Consider the following 16,014-nt stretch of genomic DNA (forward strand, 5'->3'; position numbering starts at 1 on the left):
GCGGACACGAGAAAGCGTGACGAAGACAGTAATTCGTAATTAATTATGAATTATTCTAGCTGAACTGTTTACACTGGTACAAATCCTGCTGACTATGAATTTACTAACTGGCTGAGTTCTTGGAGTTTAGCTGCTACCACACCAGTGGTTAATAATTGTTCTGCTTTAGCTAAACCCTTTGACATATCTGGACAAATACCACTCCGCCAGAGGTAAAATCCGCCATTCCACAAAGCTGTTTGCATTAATTCGCTTGGTTTACCTGCTAAAACGTTCTGAATATCCGCCACCAGTTCTTCAGTAGTTCCAAGCGGTACGTTCTTGGTAGTAAAGCCGTAATCACGCGGTACGAGGTGCAATCGTTCTACTCCTGGGGATGCTACGGATGAAGATAAGCTGATGATCGCAGTCCGATCGCGGGGTAAGTCGCAACTACCTTCTAATCCTTTGATTAATGTAAATTTCGTTACTCCCCGCAGCCCCAGAGCTATCTGAAACATCCCTTCTGTCGGCGGATGAACAAACCCAGCAATGACGTGAGCATCCCCAGCATCAGGACACCAGATTAGCTCCATTGTCGCTAAAGGTGGACGCTTGCCGAGTTGGTCGCGGTACTCCCAAATACTGTTAGTTAAGGGAAAATGCTGAGGAAGATAAATAAAGCCGATTGCCGTTTGCTCAAATACTTGCTGGGTTTTTGGTAGTGGTAGCCTAGTCCAATCCACTCCTAAACCCTGCCAAATATCTATTAGGGGTAAGCCATACTTAGTTGGTAGGCGATCGCCACCGTGCATTATCACTGGTTGTCCAACTGCGGCGAGTAGTAAAGCTGTGACGGGACTAATTGGCGCTGTGCGTGTTCTGCCATCATAGGGGATGCCAAGAGCGATCGCTGGTCGTCCAGAGGCGATTGGTTGCAATTTTGGCCCCAGTTCCTCATAGGCATCCAACATTCCCGCCAACTCTTCCCCCGTAGGACGCTTGATTCGATGAGCAATCAAAAACGCTCCGATTTGAGCTGGTGTAGCTTCACCCAGTAGCATCATTTTAGTAGCGGTGGCTGCTTGGGCGCGAGTTAAATTCTCGGCTGTGTGATTTCCGCTACCTACTTTTTGCAGGAATTCTCTAAATACATTGCTCATTTGTTCTTTATCTCCGTACCCGTTGGGGGAAGCAAGCTACGCGTAGTCGTCTCCCTTATGAGAAGTTCAGATGCCTGCGCCGGGCTACGCCTATGCTAATCAAGTTTACGAGATATGATGCGTAAAGCCCCCGTCATTCATGCGGGGGATATAAGCTTCAGTACCGAATTTATGCGGTCTTAAAAAGTAATAGTCTGTTTTTAAGATATGATGTTAGGTATGCTAAACCTAACGTATACCTATCGCCTAAAACTAACTCCGCAACAGTCCCAGACCTACGAGGCATGGCTAGAAACATCTCGTAGAGTCTGGAATTTTGGCTTAGGAGAACGGAAAGATTGGTATAACTCAAGGTCATGCAGAATAGACGCTTGCAGCCGAAAAAGTGAGTACATCATTTCTGCTGATGCAGCGCGACCAACATTTGCATCTCAATGCAAAGCTTTAACCCAGGCTCGAAAAACTAATCCTGACCTGAATGCCGCACATTCACAAATGTTGCAACAAGTATTGAGAAGGCTGGAAAAAGCTTTTATTGGGATGTGGAAATCAGGTAGAGGCTTCCCCCGGTTCAAGAAACAAGGTAGGATGCGCTCTTTGTTGTTTCCACAATTGGGCATTAACCCAATTCAAGGGAATCAAGTGAAACTTCCTGGTGTTGGTTGGGTGAAAATACGATTATCACGACCGATACCTGATGGGTTTATTGCAAAGCAAGCTCAAGTAGTGCATAGGGCTTCGGGGTGGTATGTAATGCTCACACTGCAAGCAAATGTTGATGTTCCAAGTGTTGCACCACATGCTCAAGCAATTGGCATTGATTTGGGGTTAAAAAGCTTCTTAGCGACATCGCAGGGTGAAGAAATCGGTAGACCTCAGTTTTTTGTGGATCTCCAACGCCAGCTGAATTTGCTGCAACAAAGAGCAAGCCATAAAAAACTCTTTTCAAATAATTGGCGAAAAGCTCAAGGTCAGGTAGCTCGACTACATGAATACATTCACGATTCTCGTAAGGACTTTCATTTCAAATTAGCGCATCATTTGTGTGAGCAAGTTGGGATGATATTCGCGGAAGATTTAAACTTCAAAGCATGGGCTAAAGGGATGTTTTCAACACATACCTTAGATGCTGGATTTGGTGAATTTCTTTCAATCTTGGAATGGGTATGTTGCAAGCGTGGGGTATATTTTGCTTTAGTTAATTCTAACGGCACAAGTCAAACTTGCCCTAATTGCGACCATCACACAGGTAAAAAAGACTTAGACCAACGGGTTCACCGTTGTAGTGAATGTGGATTTGAAACTAGTAGAGATATTACAGCCGCTATGGTGGTGATGCAGCGAGGGCTTGCAGCCGTGGGGCACACGGTCAAGATGTTTGGCGAGGGGTTAAGCACTAGCTCCCCATTGACCCAAGAATCCCCCGTTTTATAAACGGGGGAGTGTCAAGTAGTTTACTGCTCTGAAAGGTTAAGACTTACGCAAAATATCTCTCAAACTCTAATTTCCACCGTTCACGCAGCGTCTCCCCTTGGGAGAAGTTCAGAGACGCTCGCGGACTCGCTACCGCTACGCTAACACCAGTCGCCTACGGCGGGAAACCCGTCTACAGCGCTGGATTCATCATAACGCACTGGCTTCTCTGCGCTTCTGCGGTTCGTTACTCCGTAATTCGTGCGTAAGTCCTAAGGTTTCAAAAAATGAAATGATGAAAATAGTGTGTAGCATTTTCGCCTCTTGATCTCCATTTGCCGACAGCATCAGAAGATAAGTAATAATCGAGTAACATCTAGATTTAGGAGTTGGTGCATGACGCAAAAAACAAATGACACAGCCAACAAATACTTCACAGGTACTAACAAACTCAAAGAGAAAGCTTCTCGAAATCAAGTTTTCACGGCTCCATTACCAGACCCGATTGCAAAAAATATTGAAGCGATTAGTTTACTTCATACCCAAGAAGTTCGAGATATTCCCGCCCACCAGCGAATACTAGAAGCGATCGCTACATTTTTTGGGCGATCGACATTTATGTATAGTTTGCTAGTGATACTGGCTCTCTGGATTTTTGGCAGTTTTTTTGATCCCTTTTTGCCATTCGACCTACCCCCGTTTAGCTGGTCAGGTCAAGGCTTAGACGCAGCTGCATTGGTGATTTCAACCGGAGTGCTGGTGCGACAAACTCGTCAAGAAAACTTTGCCGAACAACGGGCGCAATTGATGCTACAGCTTAACCTGCTCTCCGAGCAAAAAATTGCCAAGATTATTGCTCTATTAGAAGAACTCCGTACTGATTTACCTAATGTGATAAATCGGCATGATGCTGAAGCTGAATTGATGCAGTCAGCTGCTGACCCGATCGCGGTATTGGAAGCACTCCAGAAAAACCTAGCTGAAGAGCTATCATCCACAGATGAAAACAATATGAGCTGATCGCAGTTTTTATTAGACTTTTGTTTCTATTTAGAGACAAAAAATAAAACTTAATGTACACTCTTTGTGTTGGAAATCACAATTTATCGGAAATTTTACTAGAGGGATACACATGGCTCAACTGAATGGTGTAATGATGCAGTACTTCCATTGGTATATCCCTCCAGATGGTAATCTTTGGAATGAGTTTAAAGAGAAAGTCAAAGACTTAGCTGATGCAGGTGTTACATCTGTTTGGCTACCCCCAGCTTACAAAGGAATAGGGGGTGGCTTTGATGTCGGCTACGGGGTCTACGATATGTATGATCTAGGCGAGTTTGACCAGAAAGGCTCGGTTCGGACAAAGTACGGTACAAAAGACGAGTATATCTCTGCTGTCAAGGCTGCAAAAGCTGCTGGCATTCGAGTCTATGCTGATGTTGTCCTCAACCACAAATTAGGTGCAGACGTAGAAGAAGAGGTGGAAGCAACGCCCTATAGTCCAGACGATCGTAACCACGCGATCGGTGAGATGCAAAAGATTAAAGTGTGGACTCACTTTACCTTCCCAGGTCGCCAAGGCAAATACTCCGATATGGAATGGCACTGGTGGCATTTCGACGCAGTTGATTACAACGTTTACAACGAAGGTGAGAACGCAGTTTATCTGTTTAAAGATAAACATTTTGACGACAACGTTGACCTGGAAAAAGGCGCTTTCGACTATCTCATGGGATGCGATCTGGATATGGAGAGTCCAGAAGTTCGCGAGGAGTTGAATCGCTGGGGTGAGTGGTTTGTAGAAACCACTGGTATAGATGGCTTTCGTTTTGATGCCGTTAAACACGTGAGAGCTGGCTTTTTCCCAGAATGGCTGATTCACTGTCGCCAAAAGGCAGGTCGCGATCTGTTTGCCGTTGGTGAATATTGGTCTTATGAAGTTGAAGCGCTCCACCATTTCCTTAACATCACCGGTGGCGATGTGATGTTGTTTGATGCGCCATTGCACTATAACTTTAGCGCTGCCAGCACACAAGGCAGTGACTACGACATGCGGCAGATATTTGATAACACCTTGGTGCAACAACAACCTACTTTAGCCGTCACCTTAGTAGAGAATCATGATTCTCAACCCTTGCAGTCGTTGGAGTCTGTAGTAGAAGCCTGGTTTAAACCGTTGGCTTATGCGTTGATCCTACTACGAAGTGAGGGTTATCCCTGTATCTTCTATGCTGATTACTATGGTGCTAATTACAAGGATAAAGCCCCAGATGGCAATGAGTATGAGATTTGGCTCGATAGTCATCAATGGATAATTGATAAATTTTTGCACGCTCGTCAAACCTATGCCTATGGCGACCAATACGATTATTTCGACCACCCTAATACAATCGGCTGGACACGCTTAGGAGATGAAGAACATCCTGGCGGTATGGCGGTTGTCCTGAGTAATGGAGGAGAGGGGACTAAGTGGATGGAAGTTGGGCAACCCAACAGCACTTACATTGACATCACTGAACATATTAGTGAACCCGTCACAACGAACGATGAGGGCTGGGCTGATTTTCGATGCAGCGCTGGTTCCGTTTCTGTGTGGATTTTACAGTCCTAGTCGGGGTTTTAGTAGCATTCATCCAGAAAGTTACGCGCTTTCTTAACTTTGCCTAAAAGAGAACTTAGGCAGTATAGCAGTGGACAGATAGCTTAGAACATTCGCAAATCCTAAGAGAGCGGCTGTCACAGCTATCTATAGCAGACTTGTCCTAACCATTATGGCAGCCGCTATACTTTCTGGATCAGCCACAACCCTTTTCTTCCGTTACAAAGCGATTGGATATTGCCTAAATTGCCTTATTTTAGGCAATAGGCACAATTCATGAATTGTGCCTACCAAGGATTTCGGATAACCCTCTTCCCTACTCCCTACTACTCTTTAGTATCAGGCGCGGGTGAACCCGGTACGTATTTGACTTGTTCGATCGCACCAGTGTATTTAAAGACCCCATATTTTTTGTAGAGATCCCATGACACGGGACTACGGGCATCTTTACCGATGTCCAATCCTTCATAGGGAAAGCCACCAAACGTTAGCCCCAGCTTACCTGCCGCGACTTCCTGCCCGTTGACGGAGAGTGTTCCAGACCCCTGGCGCTTGCCCAGTGCATCGTAATTGAAATCAATGTGAAGTTGACCTGGCTGTAGCGGGACTGCGGGAAATTTAATCGACTGACCATAGTTATTGTGTTCGTAGAACAGCTTGCCATCGTCAATATAGAAGATATAACCAACTTCCTGGCCACCGTGGGCAAGAATCACCCCGCGATCGCCTGCTTTATACTGAGCCTTCACCTGGATAGTATAATCGCGATCGCTCACCAAGGGCAAAATGTCCGGTTGCAGTACCAAGTCACCTACATGGAATGTCTTCGGTTTCACTTTCTCCTTAATATAAGGCGGCACTCCTGCATGTTGCGGGGATTCTAACAGCGGATAAACTTGATACTTGAATGCCGCAGCATCAAAGTCTGCTGCCAGTTCTTTGACTTTCTCTGGATACTGGTTCGCCAGATTGTTGCTTTCGGAGTAATCTGTCTTCAGGTTGTACAACTGCCACTCAGAGTCATTAAATGGTTTCCCGGTCTCATGTTCGGTGACAGCATACCAACCATTTTTGTAATACCCTCTATTGCCTGAATTCTCATAGTATTGTTCAGTTCTTTGAGAGGGCGTATTGGCATCATTCAAGAGATAAGCAAAGCTGATACCTTCTAAAGGTTTCGTGGGTTTGCCATTAAACTTGTCGGGATGCTTGATGCCTGTCAATTCCAGGAGGGTAGGTGTAATGTCTGTGATATGCGTAAATTGTGTCCGGGTAGCACCCAAATCTTTGATTTTTGCTGGATAGGAAACAATCAATGGATTCCGTCTACCGCCCCCAAGGGTAAAGAATTTGTACCGCTTCAGGGGTGTATTGGAAACGGTTGCCCAGCCAATAGGATAGTGAGGCGCAGTCTGAGGACTACCTATCAACTTGAACCGACTAATATCCAGGGCTTTATCGTCTGGTAAACCAGAGTAATGTCGAGCTACATTCGTCGTGCCATTTGCCCCACCTTCTCCAGAACCCCCATTATCAGAAGCAACAATGATAATTGTGTTGTTGAGTTCCCCGGTGGACTCTAGATACTCATAGAGTTTGCCAAAGTTTTGATCCAGGTTATCAACGAAGGCTGCATAAGCTTCCTGGTAACGAGCAAATAGCTTTTTATCCTCAGCCGATAGTGTATCCCAAGCTTTAACGCCTGGATTTTGGGGTGGTAGTTGAGTCTCGGCAGGAATTACCTTTGATGCAAGTTGTTTCTGATATCGTTTCTGGCGTAGCACGTCCCAGCCGACATCATACTTGCCTTTATATTTAGCAAGGTCTCCTGGATGAATATTAAACGGTGAATGAACAGCATTGTTGGCAAAATACAAGAAAAATGGCTTGTCTTTTGACTTAGTTTTTGCTTGTTTGAGCAATGCGATCGCTTTTTCTGTCCAGTAATCGGTGGTGAGGAAATTCTCAGGATAGCGATCGACTGAAATCGGCGTATTGTCTTCGTAGAGAATATGGGGTTTCTGGGGATGTTCCAATCCATCTAAGAAGCCAAAGAAATGTTCAAATCCTCGTTGTAACGGCCAAGAATTTAATGAAGCGGTAGCGGTGCGATCGTAAGTCTGAGTCAAATGCCACTTACCCGTCAGCAGGGTAGAATAGCCATTGCTACGTAAAATTTCTGCCAGAGTCACGACATTGCTCTGAATTTCACCGGCATAACCGGGAAAACCAGGGTTTCCCTCAGCAACCCAACCGACACCCGCAGAGTGGGCATTTAATCCCGTCAATAAAGATGCTCTTGTGGGAGAACAAAGCTGATGGGTTGTGAAGTTGCTAAATCGTAGTCTCTTAGCTGCCAATTTATCAATATTCGGTGTACTGATTTCTGAACCGTAGGGGCCTAAATCCGAAAACCCCAGATCGTCAATTAGGAAAACAACAATGTTGGGGGCCCCTTTTGGTGCTGTGCCGGATGAAGCCAGAGATTTGTTGGCTAAAACCGATGAGGGCTGTGGAGTCCACCAGGGCGTTGATTCTGCCAAAGTTCTGCCGATTTTACCTTTAAATCCACTGTAAGCTTGTGTGCTTGCATTACCTACTCCCTTCGCAGGGTTCTGGGCTAAACTGCTGGCGATCGTTGTGCCAGTAACCAGCAAGATGCTAAACACAACTAGTGCTAACCAAGCGGCGCGTGAAACAAGTTTTTGCTTGACTTTTTGAATCAATGATATATTCCGTTTTCTGTTCAACAGACCTGCCTCCTTACAAGCGATAGTAGTTAAGCCAGCACATCATCTGCGCTGGAGCATCTGAAAAATGCACTCATATTGCTGCTGATAAATTGGGTAAACACACCCATATTGTTTACATTACTTAGTACTGAGAGAGGAAAAAGTACTCAGTACCAATGTACTAGGTAAGAGCAATGCCCATCGTGGGCAAAATCATGCAGTCAGGAGAAGGTTGATACCCATTGGTGTCAAGTTAAGGTGAAAACCAACCTAGAACCAGCTTTTAGCAGATTACTTCCTTATCTCGTTAAGAGTCTCCGACTGGGAATGCCCCTCATTGAGGCTCCGCCTCCGTAACTTGCGGCAGAGCCACTAGGAGCTGCATTTCTAGCCTCTGGCTAGAAACGAGATTTTAAAAGAGTTTTGGCTTAAGTTGACATGCATGGTTGATACCCCGCCCCTTGTGGGCAGTCTTTTAACTCAGCACTGTTTATTTCGGGGTGTGGGTTGGAATTACTTTTCCCTAAACAGAAGGTTCATAGTACAAATAAATGCAAATATTGTACTATATGTCTATCGAATTGTCGTAGTATTAGTGAAGAAAAGCACAATACCCTATTTAGTTCATTAGTGGCGTTAAATTTATCAAATTCAAGATGGATTACTGTCAAATTATTTAATAAAGCAACTAAAACGCCCGAATGTTCCTATTTTTGTCGTTTAGTTGTTAGGCACTCGGCGCGGCTGCCTCGCATCGTCGCTTGTGCCAGTTGCGTAAATCCTGAATTTGTAATGGGATATTTTCGCGCACGAGTTGCCAAAAGTGCTTGATAGGGGGAATTTGGAGACGGTCTTGAGTTGTTACCATCACTACCCGACGAGTCAAACTAGAACTATCTGCTAAACCACTAGTACTATTGCTGGCTAGGGAGCGAATTGCCAGAGTAGGATCTTGACGTGCTTCTACTAATGCTGATTGAGGTAGCAAAGCGATCAGTTGTCCTTGGCGTACAACTCCCCGGAAAGCATCTAGGGTATTTACCTCTAAAGCCGCTTGGAGTTTAACTTCCATTCGCTCAAATCTATCTTGTATTAAGCGCTGCATCCCATAACCATCTTTAAAAACCACTTGAGGATAACGAATTAGCTCCGACCAAGGGACGAATTCATATTGGGCTAGTGGATGATTTGCTGCGGTTAGAACTTCTATCGGTTCATCATAAAGTACTTCTACCACCATTTCTCTACCAGTGGTTAAAAAGCGATTATTCATCACAATTGCTAAATCCACCAATCCATCTTTGAGGACTTTCAGAGCGCGATCGCTTCCCAATGAAGTCACCCGCAATTGCACATCTGGATAATCATGACAAAATTTTTGCAATACTGGTGGCAGATAAGATCCGCACAGCGAGTGAATCGCGGCAATGCAAAGTTCTGGTTGCTTTCCGGCGATTAAGTCAGCTAATTCTTCTGTAGCTGTCTGCCATTCTTGGCAAATTTTGCGGGCACGGGGTAGTAAACATTCGCCTCCTAGCGTCAACTTGGCGTGACTTGTTCTATGAAACAGTTCTACACCCAAATCTGCTTCCAATGCCTGGATTTGGCGACTAATTGTTGATTGGGTAACACCACATGTTCGCGCTGCTTGTTGAAAGCTGCCGGTTTGGGCGATCGCTAGAAAGGCTTGCAACTGCTCTAGGCGCATTTTTATGTAGCCTGAATTACATTTATCAGTTTTATTAAGTTAACGGTTTTTTACCCACTATTTAGTATACTTTGTTACAAATTATATTCCCTGATTGAGATTTAAGTAAATCAGGTTTTACCGCTTTTATCGTCAATTATTCGCTTTGCACGGATTTTTTCGGAAAATATCGCCAAACAAGAATTGACTATTTTCTGCTGAAATATATAAATTTTTAGATAATATTTTTAAATTGTAGGGCTACAAGTGAGAGAGAAGATATCTAAATAATTGATAATTAATAATTCATAATAGGACTTACGCAGTAAATTTTTGATGAGCGCGTCTATTGCTGTACAGTGTCTTTAATTATGAATTGATAATTAATAATATTTAACCCTTGTGTTTTCTCTGAATGATACTCAGCCATTGCTTCGGCTGCGAGTTTAGCAAGGGTATCTTTAGAGCCTGCGAATGCTTTATCCTACTACAAGATTATAGTTTTGGTATAGAAAGTACAACTACAACTTCAGTGGATAACTGATTGAGAACAGCATAAAAAATCCAAGTATCAACAAGAGAGGATTTGGACTCCATTGTAATCGTCCACCGAAGTATAGGCCAACCTCAAGAGCTTTTTTGTCAATAGAAATTGAAGTTGGCACAAACGACGGCTAGAGTGTTGTGAATACTATTTAGAGCGAGGAGAACGTGGTACTTCATTAGGATCGCTATAAGCCCGGACTTTTTCGCGATTACGACCCAGACCTGCTAAACCGGCTAAACCTAGCAAACCTAGCCAACCCCAATCGAAACCGCGATCGCTAGTTTTTTGGGAAGTTGTGATACCTATATTTCTATTAGTATCTGTAGTTCCACTGCCTGGGACACCACTGCCTGTAGTTCCACTGCCTGTGGAATCAGTGCCTGTAGTTCCACTACCTGTAGTGCCACTACCTGTAGTGCCACTGCCTGTAGTTCCACTGCCTGTGGAATCAGTGCCTGTAGTTCCACTACCTGTAGTGCCACTACCTGTAGTGCCACTGCCTGTAGTTCCACTGCCTGTGGAATCAGTGCCTGTAGTTCCACTACCTGTAGTGCCACTACCTGTAGTGCCACTGCCTGTAGTTCCACTGCCTGTGGAATCAGTGCCTGTAGTTCCACTACCTGTAGTGCCACTGCCTGGGACGCCACTGCCCGTAGAATCAGTGCCTGTAGTGCCACTACCTGTAGTGCCACTGCCCATAGAATCAGTGCCTGTAGTTCCACTACCTGTAGTGCCACTACCTGGGACACCACTACCTGTAGTTCCTGTCGAATCAGTGCCTGTAGTTCCACTACCTGGAGCGCCACTACCTGGAGCGCCACTGCCTGTAGTTCCACTACCTGGAGCGCCACTGCCTGGAGCGCCACTACCTGTAGCTCCACTACCTGGAGCGCCACTGCCTGGAGCGCCACTACCTGTAGCGCCACTACCTGTAGCGCCACTGCCTGTAGCACCACTACCTGTAGCGCCACTGCCTGTAGTTCCACTACCTGGAGCGCCACTGCCTGTAGCTCCACTGCCTGTAGCTCCACTACCTGTAGCTCCACTACCTGTAGCACCACTGCCTGTAGCGCCACTGCCTGTAGCTCCACTACCTGTAGCTCCACTACCTGTAGCACCACTGCCTGTAGCGCCACTGCCTGTAGCTCCACTACCTGTAGCTCCACTACCTGTAGCACCACTGCCTGTAGCGCCACTGCCTGTAGCTCCACTACCTGTAGCTCCACTACCTGTAGCACCACTGCCTGTAGCGCCACTGCCTGTAGCTCCACTACCTGTAGCTCCACTACCTGTAGCACCACTGCCTGTAGCTCCACTGCCTGAACCTGAGCCGGTACCACCACTGCCGGAGCCTCCACTTTGGGCCGAAACAGAAGGAGGTAAGGACACAGAAGCGAAACTGATGGCAAAGACAGTAGCTAAAACAGCTTTAGATAAATCAAAAGGCTTCATGCTTATGGTTCCTGTTATGTTCTAGATTTTTGTGGTTGATTGATTTTCAAAACTGATATTGTCTACTCAATCCATTGGGAAATTAAGTAGATTGTGACAAGGTAGATTGAGCAGTCTTTCACCTAGTTTATTTGGGAAAAACTAAAAGCATTTGAAGCTACTACAACAATTTACTCTTCGTTATAGTAAACTAATTCATAATCAGTAATTACCTATTGTGAATTATTTGATTACTCTAAATTCAGGATAATTCCTAATTTTTTGCTGGACTTCTACCATAAGAGTAAAACCATTTATATCACAGGAATTAATTTGGCGTTAAAGTTAGTCTATAAGCGTGAAGAGAATCAAACGTTTTGGAGCTTGCAATTAGATAAGCAGACTTTAAGATACAGCACTTCACCCTATTATGCAATACAGTTTTTCTCATTGCCCCTCTAATAGCATAGCTTTCAGCTTTGAGGATGTACCTCATAGTTGCTGGAAGTGCTGTAAGCACAATCTTTACACTGGGGGGTTTGACCCTGGATTAGCACATCCACAAAAAGGTTGAAAAAATATTCACAAGGATATTTACGTGTCTGATATTTTTTGAAAATTCAAAGTATAAAGCTACTTATTGCAGACAAAAAACAAAATTTTCAAGTATAAAATATCTTACCATTAACGATGTTTGATTTACTTATTTAAAGGCGTTAACTAAATAGGGAAGAATAAATCAAGCTATGTTATGCAAGAAATTGGATAGAAATAAACTAGAAATTTTAAGCAGCCAGAGATTGAGACTCCATTAAGAATACTTTACAATCCTATTTCATCTGAGAACTTATAACTTCATACTCTAGGTGGGTCTTACTTTAGACTTAAGGAATATTTTTATTGCCAGTTAGTTTATTATCTGATTTCACTGCTGATATTTTCCATATTTGGTATTTCTTGTCAATGCGTAAGTCTTAGAATTTACCATTCCACTAAAGCGATCGCTATTCCTTGTTGCAAATCTGGTGTGAGTGTGGGGTTATTTACTAACTGCTGCAATTGTTGATGTGCGGCTTCCCGATCCAAATTTTTCAGTGCTGCGATCGCATGTAGTCTCACCGATGCATTATGATCAGCTAGCAGCAAAATCAATGATTCAATTGCCTGCATTTTGCCTAACTGTCCTAAAGACAGGGCGATCGCGCTTTTGATGCTGTCAATATCTGTAGCTGGATGCTGCGTTAGCGTTCGCGGAGCGTCTCGTAGAGAAGCTGGACGTTCGCGTAGCGTTCCGCAGGAAAGGCATCGCAATATTTGCAGTAAAATTTCTGTGGCTGGTGTAGTTAACTGCGGCTTTTGCACTTGTCCCAAAACTGTAACAATTTCTTGCCAAAGTGCCTCTGAAGTGCTTTGATAAAGTGCTGTTTGCAAATATTCCAAACTGCGTGGCGTACCCACCCAACTTAAAGCGCGAATGGTTTCTAATTGCAGCTTTATCGGTGTCTGAGGTGAAATCAGCAAATCAAATAAGTGTTTAGCCGCATGATCACAACCAATCCGAGAAAGGGAAACTGCGGCTACACAACAAACCTCAAGGTTAAAGTCGTAAAGCTTGGGTTGCAGTCTCGTTACCAAATCTAATGTTTGGTGTAAGTCGGGGCGAAAACCTAAACCAAGGACTGCTGCACGCCTAACTGTGGCGGCTAGATCATCCAAAGCGTTTAACAATACTGGCGGTACACGTTCGTCATGAAAACTGCTGAGGGCTTCAATTGCGGCGGTGCGGATTATTGCTTGTGGATCTTGCACTACACTCAATAGCGGTGTGATGGTTTCTGGTTGCCGAATATAGGAGAGCGATCGCACTGCTAAAAACCGTGTATCTTCATCTAATAGAAGTTCAGTTAGTGAAGTAATAGCAACAGTACCCATTTGTCCCAGTGCTGTAGCTGCGATCGCTTTGAGTTCTTCATCCTCATCGGTTTTCAACAATTCCATCAAAGGTGCGATGGCATCTGGATGCCGAAATTCGCCCAAAGTCCGTGCTGCATACCAGCGCAATTCTTCTTCTCTATCTTCATCTTCCAAGATGTCAATGAGTGGTGATATAGCAATATTTCCCAAGTTAGTCAACACCTTGGTAATTTCCCAGCGTTGTTGAAAATCTCCCATCTCTAATATTGAAAGTACTAATATCAGTAGATTTTCTCGATTTTTAACTATTTCTGGATGTGCAGAATCTGCCCCTAAGATTAATTGTTGTAAATATTGAATTAGCGATGACCAATCAGCTGCATCATGTGCTTCCTGGGCTTGTACCAAAAGCTGGTTGATGTTACTCACGATCCTCTTTTTAAATTTTAAATTGTCTAGGTTGGCTTGACTACAACTGAATTACCCTCAATCTTAGCGGCGTAAGTTTTGAGCGGATTTGTGGCTGGGCCTTTTTGCACTTTACCATCAACCCCAAATTCCGAACCATGACAAGGACAAGCGAATTTTTTCGCCTTAGCTTCCCATGCTACGGTGCAACCTGCATGAGTACAGGTAGGGTCAACAGCAGTTATTTCGGCTTTAGATGTACCGATTACTAACACAGGCCCGACAGGTGAATTTTTCGCCAGCAATTGACCTGTTTTATCTAATTCTGCCGAGGTGCCCACTGTCTGCCAATCCTTGGATGCTGGTGTAGTCGTCTGGGAAGAACAGGCTGCGATCGCTACAGGTAGAGAACTCGCAATCCAACCCAAACCGACCCAATTAATAAAATCACGACGTTTCATAGCTGCTGAAATAATATCTAAGTTTTAGCTAACATCTATCACTTAATTTTGGACTTCGGCTACGCTCAGTCGAACGATTTTGGACTTCGGCTACGTGTACCCATTCGGTGTCGTCCCTTGCGCGGCTCGATCGATCCGGGGCAAGACCTCGTTCGCCATGAGATCCATGGAGCGCCGCGCGAGCGCTGGATCGGTCCAGTCATGGCCCGTATAGAGCAGGGTACCGAACGCGCCGACCTCTTCGCGGAATTCGAGAATCTGGTCTGCGACGCTCTCCGGAGTTCCCGCTATCACGAGACGCTCGATGCACCGCCGGGTCGTGATAGCGGAATCCGGCTGGTTGGAAAAGTCGCGCATCACATCCAGCGCGCCGGCCTTCGCAAGCTTCGTCCGCATGACGTGGAAGTAGAAGCCGTGGGCGCCGTCCTCGCCATACGCATAGCGACGCGCCGTAATCTCGTCATCGGCCACGAAGACGCTGCGCGCCACGCGCCACCCAGAGGGATCGACGGAGAGGCCCGCCGAGCGTCGGCCTTCCAGGTAGCTCTGGATCTGCGCGCGGACGACGTACGCACCCACGTAGGTCGCCGAGATTCCAGTCCAGCCGCGAGCTCCCGCAGCGTACGGCCCTTGTCCATCCGGCCGGATCGAGGTGATTGCGATCGGCGGATGCGGTCTTTGCAGCGGGCGGACTGCGACACCCAGCCCGATCTGCTGATCAAGCGAGCGCTCCGTGGTCGTCCGGTAGAACTCGCCTGCGATCCGGTATGGCGGCTCTTCGCTCCAAATCCGGCACATGTGATCGAGCGCCTCCTGGGTCTTGCGGTTGCGGTCCGATCCTAGGTCTCCGATGGCCTCCGCGTCGCCGCGAACGCCCGGTCCCACTCCCAGCACGAGCCGACCATGCACCAGGTGGTCAACCATCGCCATCGCCGGGTGGTAGTTGGCAAGCGGCAGCACGCCGGTGCCGAAGGTGATGGACGGGCACGCATCGGCCAGATGCGCGATGAAAGCGAGGCTCGATGTGATAGTCTCGGCCGAGTCGACGAGATGCTCGCCGATGAACGCTTCTCGATAGCCGAGTCGATCCGCCAGCACAACCGCTTCGCGATCCTCGCGGAGAACGTCCGCATAGGGGCGAAGAGGTGGATGGACGGGCTGGATGAAGAATCCGAGCTTCAGAGGGTTCTGCATGGTGGGTCTCCTCGTTGGTAGGCCATGTTGAATGCAGGCGGTAACGTCGTTTCTCTATTCCTTGATAAACATGAATTAGCACATCTTCGGGAATTATTGTCGCGGCATTATTGTGTGTGACTTAAAGGAAAAGTTTGCCGTTTATTAAAGTAGTCCGTCTTAACCCGTTGGTTTTCCAGTAAAAAAACTCGGTAAAGAATTCAAATTTAATTTATCAAATTCTCAAATAAGTTTTCTGACAAACCCCTACCAATCCTTATAACTCATTTCTGGTAAAGCCTTGTGTCTATTTGCAAATAATCCTGGCTGAGACGGATGATTGCAGGCTGGTTGCATTTTATCCTGGTTCAGTTGCAATTAATCCTGGCTGAACTGAAATTATAGTTCCAAATAATCCTGGTTTGAAAATGCCTTGATTGCAGGTTTGAGCATTTATAAGAAGAATTCAGAACTCAGGAGTCAGAATTCAGTATGAATTCTGTACGA

General features: G+C 45.6%; 9 protein-coding genes and 1 pseudogene. 3 read left to right on the plus strand and 7 right to left on the minus strand.

Features of this window, described 5'->3' with window-relative positions:
• Positions 1-92: 92 nt before the first annotated feature.
• Positions 93-1,142, minus strand: coding sequence for an anthranilate phosphoribosyltransferase family protein (locus PUQ00_RS20035; RefSeq protein WP_300419892.1), 1,050 nt, complete (start codon positions 1,140-1,142; stop codon positions 93-95).
• A 219-nt stretch (positions 1,143-1,361) separates the two neighbouring features.
• Here PUQ00_RS20035 and PUQ00_RS20040 point away from each other — a divergent pair, with 219 nt between their 5' ends.
• The 3 genes from PUQ00_RS20040 to PUQ00_RS20050 all read left to right on the plus strand — a co-directional run bounded on the left by PUQ00_RS20040 (position 1,362) and on the right by PUQ00_RS20050 (position 5,166).
• Positions 1,362-2,576 carry a transposase gene (locus tag PUQ00_RS20040; RefSeq protein ID WP_300419894.1) on the plus strand — a complete coding sequence of 405 codons (1,215 nt, stop codon included), beginning with the start codon at positions 1,362-1,364 and terminating at the stop codon, positions 2,574-2,576.
• Positions 2,577-2,951: 375 nt separating this feature from the next.
• The gene (locus tag PUQ00_RS20045) at positions 2,952-3,575 is read left to right on the plus strand and encodes a DUF1003 domain-containing protein (RefSeq protein ID WP_300419896.1); all 624 of its coding nucleotides are present in this window, start codon (positions 2,952-2,954) and stop codon (positions 3,573-3,575) included.
• 112 nt (positions 3,576-3,687) lie between these two features.
• Complete coding sequence (locus tag PUQ00_RS20050) at positions 3,688-5,166, plus strand: alpha-amylase (RefSeq protein ID WP_300419898.1); 1,479 nt, start codon at positions 3,688-3,690, stop codon at positions 5,164-5,166.
• A gap of 314 nt (positions 5,167-5,480) precedes the next feature.
• Here the strand turns inward: PUQ00_RS20050 and PUQ00_RS20055 are convergent, their stop codons facing one another.
• From PUQ00_RS20055 to PUQ00_RS20080, 6 genes and pseudogenes are all read right to left on the minus strand, one after another.
• Entirely contained in the window at positions 5,481-7,904 is a 2,424-nt protein-coding gene (locus PUQ00_RS20055; RefSeq protein ID WP_300419901.1) for an arylsulfatase, read from the minus strand.
• Between the two features lie 709 nt (positions 7,905-8,613).
• Positions 8,614-9,594: a LysR family transcriptional regulator gene (locus tag PUQ00_RS20060; RefSeq protein WP_300419902.1), complete on the minus strand. Its 981-nt coding sequence runs from the start codon at positions 9,592-9,594 to the stop codon at positions 8,614-8,616.
• Between the two features lie 670 nt (positions 9,595-10,264).
• Positions 10,265-10,396 (minus strand): annotated as a pseudogene (locus PUQ00_RS20065) (WGxxGxxG-CTERM domain-containing protein); the annotation flags it as partial.
• A 2,136-nt stretch (positions 10,397-12,532) separates the two neighbouring features.
• The gene (locus tag PUQ00_RS20070) at positions 12,533-13,897 is read right to left on the minus strand and encodes a HEAT repeat domain-containing protein (RefSeq protein WP_300419916.1); all 1,365 of its coding nucleotides are present in this window, start codon (positions 13,895-13,897) and stop codon (positions 12,533-12,535) included.
• Between the two features lie 23 nt (positions 13,898-13,920).
• Positions 13,921-14,334 (minus strand): ubiquinol-cytochrome c reductase iron-sulfur subunit, encoded by a 414-nt coding sequence (locus tag PUQ00_RS20075; protein ID WP_300419904.1) that lies wholly within the window; start codon positions 14,332-14,334, stop codon positions 13,921-13,923.
• A 90-nt stretch (positions 14,335-14,424) separates the two neighbouring features.
• Positions 14,425-15,528 (minus strand): LLM class flavin-dependent oxidoreductase, encoded by a 1,104-nt coding sequence (locus PUQ00_RS20080; RefSeq protein WP_300419906.1) that lies wholly within the window; start codon positions 15,526-15,528, stop codon positions 14,425-14,427.
• Positions 15,529-16,014: the final 486 nt, after the last annotated feature.

The organism is Nostoc sp. S13 (assembly GCF_029379315.1).
Taxonomy (GTDB): domain Bacteria; phylum Cyanobacteriota; class Cyanobacteriia; order Cyanobacteriales; family Nostocaceae; genus Nostoc.

What these genes read in the sequence shown, in the direction of transcription:
- PUQ00_RS20035 (WP_300419892.1), bottom strand. Translation starts at nt 1,142, where the DNA reads ATGAGCAATGTATTTAGAGAATTCCTGCAAAAAGTAGGTAGCGGAAAT.
- PUQ00_RS20040 (WP_300419894.1), top strand. Translation starts at nt 1,362, where the DNA reads ATGCTAAACCTAACGTATACCTATCGCCTAAAACTAACTCCGCAACAG.
- PUQ00_RS20045 (WP_300419896.1), top strand. Translation starts at nt 2,952, where the DNA reads ATGACGCAAAAAACAAATGACACAGCCAACAAATACTTCACAGGTACT.
- PUQ00_RS20050 (WP_300419898.1), top strand. Translation starts at nt 3,688, where the DNA reads ATGGCTCAACTGAATGGTGTAATGATGCAGTACTTCCATTGGTATATC.
- PUQ00_RS20060 (WP_300419902.1), bottom strand. Translation starts at nt 9,594, where the DNA reads ATGCGCCTAGAGCAGTTGCAAGCCTTTCTAGCGATCGCCCAAACCGGC.
- PUQ00_RS20075 (WP_300419904.1), bottom strand. Translation starts at nt 14,334, where the DNA reads ATGAAACGTCGTGATTTTATTAATTGGGTCGGTTTGGGTTGGATTGCG.
- PUQ00_RS20080 (WP_300419906.1), bottom strand. Translation starts at nt 15,528, where the DNA reads ATGCAGAACCCTCTGAAGCTCGGATTCTTCATCCAGCCCGTCCATCCA.